This window comes from Streptomyces beihaiensis, assembly GCF_026274175.1.
GTDB lineage: Bacteria > Actinomycetota > Actinomycetes > Streptomycetales > Streptomycetaceae > Streptomyces > Streptomyces beihaiensis.
Window position 1 is genome coordinate 1 of sequence record NZ_JAPHNL010000123.1, and the last position, 7,594, is coordinate 7,594.

General features: G+C 71.8%; 6 protein-coding genes. 3 read left to right on the plus strand and 3 right to left on the minus strand.

The annotated features are described in order from the left end of the window. Positions 1-192 precede the first annotated feature (192 nt). Positions 193-747: a MarR family winged helix-turn-helix transcriptional regulator gene (locus tag OFY01_RS13375; RefSeq protein WP_266599556.1), complete on the minus strand. Its 555-nt coding sequence runs from the start codon at positions 745-747 to the stop codon at positions 193-195. 178 nt (positions 748-925) lie between these two features. Between OFY01_RS13375 and OFY01_RS13380 the strand changes: the two genes are divergently transcribed. Then, complete coding sequence (locus OFY01_RS13380) at positions 926-2,209, plus strand: MFS transporter (RefSeq protein ID WP_266599565.1); 1,284 nt, start codon at positions 926-928, stop codon at positions 2,207-2,209. A 159-nt stretch (positions 2,210-2,368) separates the two neighbouring features. Here OFY01_RS13380 and OFY01_RS13385 read toward each other — a convergent pair whose 3' ends face one another. Continuing rightward, positions 2,369-4,009 (minus strand): ATP-binding SpoIIE family protein phosphatase, encoded by a 1,641-nt coding sequence (locus tag OFY01_RS13385; RefSeq protein WP_266599557.1) that lies wholly within the window; start codon positions 4,007-4,009, stop codon positions 2,369-2,371. Between the two features lie 456 nt (positions 4,010-4,465). After that, on the minus strand, positions 4,466-5,923 hold the full coding sequence (locus tag OFY01_RS13390) for an NAD(P)/FAD-dependent oxidoreductase (RefSeq protein ID WP_266599560.1): 1,458 nt from the start codon (positions 5,921-5,923) through the stop codon (positions 4,466-4,468). Positions 5,924-6,339: 416 nt separating this feature from the next. Between OFY01_RS13390 and OFY01_RS13395 the strand changes: the two genes are divergently transcribed. Both OFY01_RS13395 and OFY01_RS13400 read left to right on the plus strand, forming a co-directional pair. After that, positions 6,340-7,119, plus strand: coding sequence for a TetR/AcrR family transcriptional regulator (locus OFY01_RS13395; protein ID WP_266599561.1), 780 nt, complete (start codon positions 6,340-6,342; stop codon positions 7,117-7,119). Between the two features lie 264 nt (positions 7,120-7,383). Beyond that, on the plus strand, positions 7,384-7,594 hold a 211-nt coding region (locus OFY01_RS13400; protein ID WP_266599563.1), incomplete at its 3' end, for a hypothetical protein.

The following is a 7,594-nucleotide window of genomic DNA, read 5'->3' on the forward strand; positions in this document are numbered from 1 at the left end:
GCTTGCGCGTTTCCAATTCGGCCCCGACGCTCTCGACGTATTCGAATTCGGGCATGCCGAAATCGATCCCGTCGGGATGTCGTACTGAGGTGGGGTGCCGCATCAGCGGCGGTAGGTGTCGTCGCAGAACCGTTACGGCGCTGCGGCAACCCGGAGAACATTACGGATCCCGAGGCCCCGTGTCAACCCACCTCAGTCGAGGTCGGTGAGGCGGCCGTCCGCGTCCGGCTGGGCGTCCTCGACGCGGCGCAGAAGACGGGTGAGGACCTCCCCGAGGATGCCGCGCTCGGCCGGGGTGAGGTCCTGGAGGAGGTCTTCCTCGAAGACCGACGCCAGGCGCATCGCCTCCAGCCACTTCTCGCGGCCCTCGTCCGTCAGCTCCACGATGACGCGTACCCGGTTGGTCTCGTCCCGGTCGCGGGTGACGAGGCCCTCCTGGACCATGCGGTCGATGCGGTGGGTCATGGCGGCCGGGGTCAGGCCGAGGCGCTTCGCGATGTCGCCGGGGCCGAGGCGGTACGGCGGTCCGGACAGCACGAGGGCCTTGAGGACCTCCCACTCGGCGTTGCTGATGCCGATCTCCGCGGTCTGGCGTCCGTAAGCCACGTTCATACGGCGGTTGAGGCGGCCGAGGGCCGAGACGATCTGCTCCACCTGCGGGTCGAGGTCCTGGAACTCGCGCTGGTACGCGGCGATCTGTTCTTCGAGCGTGGGCTCGGCGACTGGCTCGCCTGGGGTGTCGGGCATGGCCGGGAGTATGACACGCGGGAGGTTGGCGTCGAAGTCCTTCGAGGTGTACTGTTTAGCTTCGAAGTTTAGGTTCGAAGTCTTCAATGTTGATGTCTCCGGTGTTCGGCGAGTGGCCCCTGCCCAGGGGCGGCCGGGGCCACGAGTGTGAAAGGGCAGGTGAAAGGTGACCAAGGCGATGGGCGCCGCGATGCGACGCGTACAGGCGGGGAGCGCGCTGAGCTCGTTCGGCGTGGGCTTCACGGTGCCGTTCCTCTACGTCTATGTGGCGGAGGTCCGGGGTCTCGGCTCCGGCGTGGCCGGCATCGTGCTGGCCGCCTTCGCCATGGCCGCTCTGGTCGTCCTGCCCTTCACCGGCCGCGCGATAGACCGGCGCGGTCCGCTGCCCGTGGTCGTGGGGGCCGCGGCGGTCGCCTCCGTCGGCGCGGTCTGCCTGGGCCTCGCGACCGGCAGGGCCGCCGCCATCGGTGCGGCCGCGCTGCTCGGCGCGGGCACCGCGGTGGTGCAGCCCGCGCTCGCCACGATGATCGTGTGGTGCTCGACGCCCGAGACCCGGACGCGGTCCTTCGCCATGCAGTTCTTCCTACAGAATCTCGGGCTCGGCATCGGTGGCCTCATCGGCGGCCAGATAGTCGACGAGGACCGGGCGGGCAGTTTCCTGCTGCTGTTCTCGATCGAGTCGGTGATGTTCCTCGTTCTCGCGGGCATCGTGCTGACGGCGCGGATGCCACAGGCTCCGGGTATCGGTGCCGACATACCCAAGGGTGAGGCCAAGGGCGGGCTGCGGACGCTGGTCGGGCACCGTGCGATGGTCCAGCTGTGCGTCCTCGGGTTCGTCCTGTTCTTCGCCTGCTACGGGCAGTTCGAGTCAGGGCTGAGCGCGTACGGCGTCGAGGCGGCCGGAATATCGCCGTCCACGCTCGGGGTCGCCCTCGCCGCCAACACCGCGATGATCGTGGTCGCGCAGTTCGCCGTGCTGAAGTTCGTCGAGCGGCGCAAGCGGTCGCGAGTGATCGCCACCGTGGGGCTCATATGGGCCGTGGCGTGGCTCGCCGCCGGATACGCGGGGCTCGGACACGGCAGCCAGGCCATGGCGACCGCCGCGTTCATCTCGACGTACGCGCTGTTCGGGCTCGGAGAGGCGATGCTGTCGCCGACCGTGGCGCCTCTGGTCGCCGATCTCGCTCCGGCGGGCATGGTCGGGTCGTACAACTCGGCGTTCGCCCTGGTGAAGCAGCTGGCGCTCGCGGTCGGTCCGGCGGTGGGCGGGCCGATGGGGGCCTCGCTGCACGCGCCGTACATCGTGACGTTCGTGCTGTTCTCGCTCGGCATCACGTTCCTGGCCCTACGGCTGGGCAAGCGGCTCACTCCGATGCAGAACCAGCCGTCGTCGGCCGGGAGCCGTGTGGTGATGCGGGGGACGCCCGAGGCGCCCGAGCCCGCGACGGCCGGCGCGGCCTGACGGGCCGGGCCTGACGGGCGGGCCGGACAGGCCGGGCCCGACGGGCCGGACCGGACAGGGCCGGTCGGACAGGCCGGGCCTGACGGGCCGGTCGGACAGGCCGCCCTCTCCGACCGGCCTCGCTCAGCCCGGCGGCGCGCATCCGTCCTGCGGCGCGCATCAGTCCGGCAGTACGAACTCGCACCAGACCGCCTTGCCTCCTTCCGGAGTGCGGCGCGAGCCCCAGTTCGAGGCGACCGTGGCGACGATCGCGATGCCTCGGCCCGCCTCGTCGACCGGTTCGGCCCGGCGGCGGCGCGGGAGGTGGTCGTCGCCGTCGGTCACCTCGACGATCAGGCGGTGGTCCGTGCGGCGCAGGCGAAGGCGCATCGGCGGAGTGCCGTGCTGAAGGGAGTTGGCGACGAGTTCGCTGGCCGCCAGGACGCCCAGGTCGTGCAGATCCTGCGGGAAGCGCCAGCTGGTCAGGACGCCGGAGGCGAACGCGCGGGCACGCGGTGTCGCTTCGACACCGCCGAGGAGGTCCAGTGCGGCGTTGCGGAAGAGCTCGCCGTCCGGGCCGGTGCGGGCGGGGTGCTGGAGGACCAGGACAGCGACGTCGTCGTCGTGGTCGGCGGTCACGCCGGCGGCCCGCAGCAGACGGTCGCAGATGACCTGGGGAGTGCCGGTCGCTCCGGCCAGGGCGTGTTCGACGGCGGCGACACCCTCGTCGATGTCCTCGTCGCGGCGCTCGACGAGGCCGTCGGTGTAGAGGACGGCCGTGGAGCCCGGGCCGAGCGGCACCGAGCCGGATGTGTGCAGCCAGCCTCCGGTGCCGAGAGGCGGTCCCGTGGGCTCTTCGGCGCGGTGGATCGTGCCGTTCTCGTCGCGGACCAGGATGGGGAGGTGGCCGGCCGAGGCGTAGAGGAGACGGCCCTCGTTGGGGTCGTGGATGGCGTAGACGCAGGTGGCGATCTGGTGCGGGTCGATCTCCGTGGCCAGACCGTCGAGGAGTTGCAGGACTTCGTGCGGGGGGAGGTCGAGGCGGGCATAGGCGCGGACGGCGGTGCGCAGTTGGCCCATCACCGCGGCCGCGCGGACACCGCGGCCCATGACGTCGCCGATGACCAGGGCCGTGCGGCCGCCGCCGAGCGTGATGACGTCGTACCAGTCGCCGCCGACCGCGGCCTCGGTGCCGCCGGGCTGGTAGGTCGCGGCGATGCGCAGGTCGTCCGGCTCCTCCAACTCCTGTGGCAGGAGGGAGCGTTGCAGGGTGACGGCGGTCTCGCGCTGGACGCGTTCGCTGGTGCGCAGCCGTTCGGCGGCCTCGGCGTGGTCGGTGACGTCCGCGGCGAAGATCAGTACACCGGGGCCCTCGGCGGTCTCCAGCGGGGTGCAGGTGACCGTGTACGAGCGGCCGCCCGATGTCCTGCGGGACTTGACCGTGCGGGGCTTGGCGCTGCGCACGACCTGGTCGAGCAGCGGGTGCAGGCTGAGCTCGTCGAGTTCGGGCAGCGCCTCGCGGGCCGGCCGTCCGGTGGGGCGCTCACCGAAGGCCGCGACGTAGGCGTCGTTGAGGTAGGCGATGCGGTGGTCAGGGCCGTGGACGACGGCGACGAGGGCCGGGATGCGGTCGAGCACCTCGTGGACGGGGAGTTCGTCGAGGCCGGTTCCGTCGCCGCTCCGCGGCGGGTCGTCGGGCAGGCGCTCGGCGCGGGCGGCGGGCACGGCCCCCTCGCCCCGCTGGGCTCCGCCGCGGTCGGCGCGGGCCGCGGCGCGGCGCTGCGTTCCGGGGAGCCGGGCGCTCCAGCGCGTGAAGTTCACCGGTCTCCTCAGTCGACGATCTGGAGAACCGCCACGCCGTCCGGGTCAGGACGGGTAGCGTGGCTGTACGGGTCCGTGAGCCTATAAGGCACGAACCACCTTGGTGGGGAAACGGTGTCGACGACGTCGCCCGGCCCGGGGCCGCCCGGCCCGTCCCTGCGTGGGGCTTTGTCATCAGTCCCGCATCGCATGAAGACCTCCTTGGTGTGGTGGATGCGCCCCGTGACCGTCCTGCCGTGGGGGGACGGTGTGAGCACGGCAAGGTGTGAGCGAACCGAGCACGCAAGCCCCGTCGTTCACGGCCCGAGAAGATGACCTGTGTCTCTCTCGGAGATACGGCGGGGGCGTCCACGCCCCTCGGAACAGTGCAGCCACTCTGCCACCATCCGGGCCCGGTTCCGGCCGGACGGCGTGCCCGGTCGGGCACCGAGCCGATGACCGCCTACCCGGCCACGGTCACGACGATCCCTTCGGAGTTCCGCCGGGCGCGTCACCGGAAGGGCCCGCAGGAGGGACGCCTCCGGCCGCGAGTTCGAACTCGGCGCGCGGGTTCTCCAGGGAGCCGAGCGAGACGATCTCCCGTTTGAAGAGGCCGGACAGTGTCCATTCGGCCAGGACGCGGGCCTTGCGGTTGAGGGTCGGCACCCTGCTGAGGTGGTAGACGCGGTGCATGAACCAGGCAGGGTAGCCCTTCAGCTTGCGCCCGTAGACGTGTGCGACGCCCTTGTGCAGGCCGAGCGAGGCGACGGAACCCGCGTACGCGTGCGCGTAGTCGACCAGGGGTTCGCCGCGCAGGGACGCCGCGATGTTGTCGCCGAGGGTGCGGGCCTGGCGCAGCGCGTGCTGGGCGTTGGGCGCGCAATGGGCGCCGTCCTGGTCGGCGGTGACGTCGGGGACGGCCGCGGTGTCGCCCGCGCTCCAGGCCCCCGGTGCGCCGTCGACGGTGAGGCGGGCGGTGCACTTGAGGCGGCCGCGGTCGGTGAGCGGCAGGTCGGTGGCGGCGAGCAGCGGGTTCGGTTTGACGCCCGCGGTCCACACGACGGTGCGGGTGGGGAAGCGGGAGCCGTCGCTGAGCACGGCGACCCGGTTCTCGCAGGACTCGAGGCGGGTCTTGAGCCGCACGTCGACGTTGCGGCCGCGCAGTTCGCGGATCGTGTACTTGCCCATCTCGGGGCCGACCTCGGGCAGGATCCGGTCGCTGGCCTCGACGAGGACCCATTTCAGGTCGTCGGCCGTGATGTTGTGGTAGAAGCGCGCCGCGTAGCGGGCCATGTCCTCCAGTTCGCCGAGCGCCTCCACGCCCGCGTAGCCGCCGCCGACGAAGACGAAGGTGAGCGCGGCGTCGCGGACGGCCGGGTCGCGCGTGGAGGACGCGATGTCGAGCTGTCCGATGACGTGGTTGCGCAGCCCGACGGCCTCCTCGACGGTCTTGAACCCGATGCCGTGGTCGGCCAGGCCGGGGACCGGGAGCGTACGGGAGACGGAGCCGGGCGCGAGGACCAGTTCGTCGTACGTGAGCGTGGCCGGCTCCGCGCCCTCCTGCCGGGCGGCAAGGGTGGTGTACGTGGCGGTGCGGCGGGCGTGGTCGACGGTCTTCACCTCGCCGACGATCACGTCGCACTGGCCGAGGACCCGGCGCAGCGGCACGACGACATGGCGCGGGGAGATGGAGCCCGCGGCGGCCTCGGGCAGGAATGGCTGGTACGTCATGTACGGGTCGGGCGTGATGACGACGATCCGCGCCGCCCCGCTTCTGAGCTCGGGTTTGAGCTTCTTCTGGAGCCGCAGGGCCGTGTACATCCCCACGTAGCCGCCACCGACGACGAGAATGCGCGCGGTTTCCCTCGTGGGCTCCTTCTCGGGTCCCTTCTCGGGTCCCTTCCCGGGTCCCTTCTCGTACCTCTTCTCAGACATCGTCACCGTCCCATGACGCACCGGGCCCTTGTTTTTGTCCACAGCCTCGTCGATTTGTGTGACCGACCGAAATACGTCGCCCGGGGCGGTCGTCAGGGCGGGGTCCGGGACGGCTGTGCAGGTCAGCGGTGAGATCAGGGCCCGGCGGAGGGGGCACATTCAGGGCGGAATCCGCCCGTACTCCGTTCGGGGGGCGCACTGTGCGGAACCTGCCTCTTCTGAATTGACTCCACCTCAACTATGTTCGTGTGCTGTCGGGGTGTCGGGGGATGCTAAGACGGACCCACAGGACCGGTTCCGGGAGATCGTCGAGGTCTCTGAACGATCCGCATGTCCTCAGGCCCTCATGCCCTTGCGCTCCGGCTGACTAAGGCGGGGAGTCTCCGGGGGGAGACGTCATTACCGGGGGATCACATATGCACATTCAAGACACTCATTGGACCTCTTCCGCGTCCACCGTCGCGCCGGCGGGCGACACGGCGGGCGACGAGGGGCGGGGCGGCGCGCTCGACGGCGCGCGGTCCACGCCGCTGCGGGTGGACGCCCAGCGCAACCTGGAGCATGTGCTGCGCGCGGCACGCGAGGTCTTCGGCGAGCTGGGGTACGGGGCGCCCATGGAGGACGTGGCGCGGCGCGCCCGCGTCGGTGTGGGCACGGTGTACCGGCGTTTTCCCAGCAAGGACGTACTGGTGCGACGGATAGCCGAGGAGGAGACCTCCCGGCTGACGGAGCAGGCCCGCGCGGCGCTCGGTCAGGAGGACGAGCCGTGGTCGGCGCTCTCGCGCTTCCTGCGGACCTCGGTCGCCTCGGGCGCGGGACGGCTGCTGCCGCCGCAGGTGCTGCGGGTCGGCGTCGCCGACGAGCCGGGCGTGGTCGGGCCGCCGCGCGACGAGGCGCGGGTGCCCGAACAGCGCGGCAAGACGCCGGAGCTGCGCCTGGTCGGGCAGGCTCCGGTGGTGGCCGACGAGGTGGTGGCCGCGGACGACGCGGGGGCCGCGGCACTGCTCGACGTGGTGGGCCGGCTCGTGGAGCGGGCCCGGGACGCGGGTGAGCTGCGCTCCGACGTGACCGTCTCGGACGTGCTGCTCGTGATCGCCACGGCGGCGCCCGCGCTGCCGGACGCGGTGCAGCAGGCGGCGGCTTCGGCGCGGCTGCTCGACATCCTGCTGGAGGGGCTGCGGTCGCGGCCCGCGTGAGCGTCCGGGGCTCCGCGCGGCTCCCCGGCCCCGCGGGGCTCCCGGCCCAGTAGGTGACCGCGAGTGGCGGTGAGAGCGCGCTCGCGGTCAACTCGTGCTTGACGCGAATCGGTTGAGTCTGCCACCGACGGGTGAACGCTCGCGCTCCGGTACGGGAAGTCTCCACGGATGAGTGGTTGCGGTGAACTGACGGGTCCGGTGAGTTCCCTGTGTGGCACTCTTTCCCGGTGTCGGGTCACAGTGTGCGGTCGGGGGCTTTCCGCGATGAGCGTTGACGGGCGGGACGAGCAGGGGCCCGAGGAGTCGGGGGAGAACACCGACGGCCGCGCCCAGCAGGTGCCGAGTCAGGGCGGTCCGCAGCGACTGCCCGACGAGCCGGGCGCGCCGACGAGCACGCCGACGGGCGCCGCGGGCTCCGGCTCCGCCGCCTCGGCGGACATGGCCGACGTGTCCGTGCCCGCTCAGCGCGAGGCCG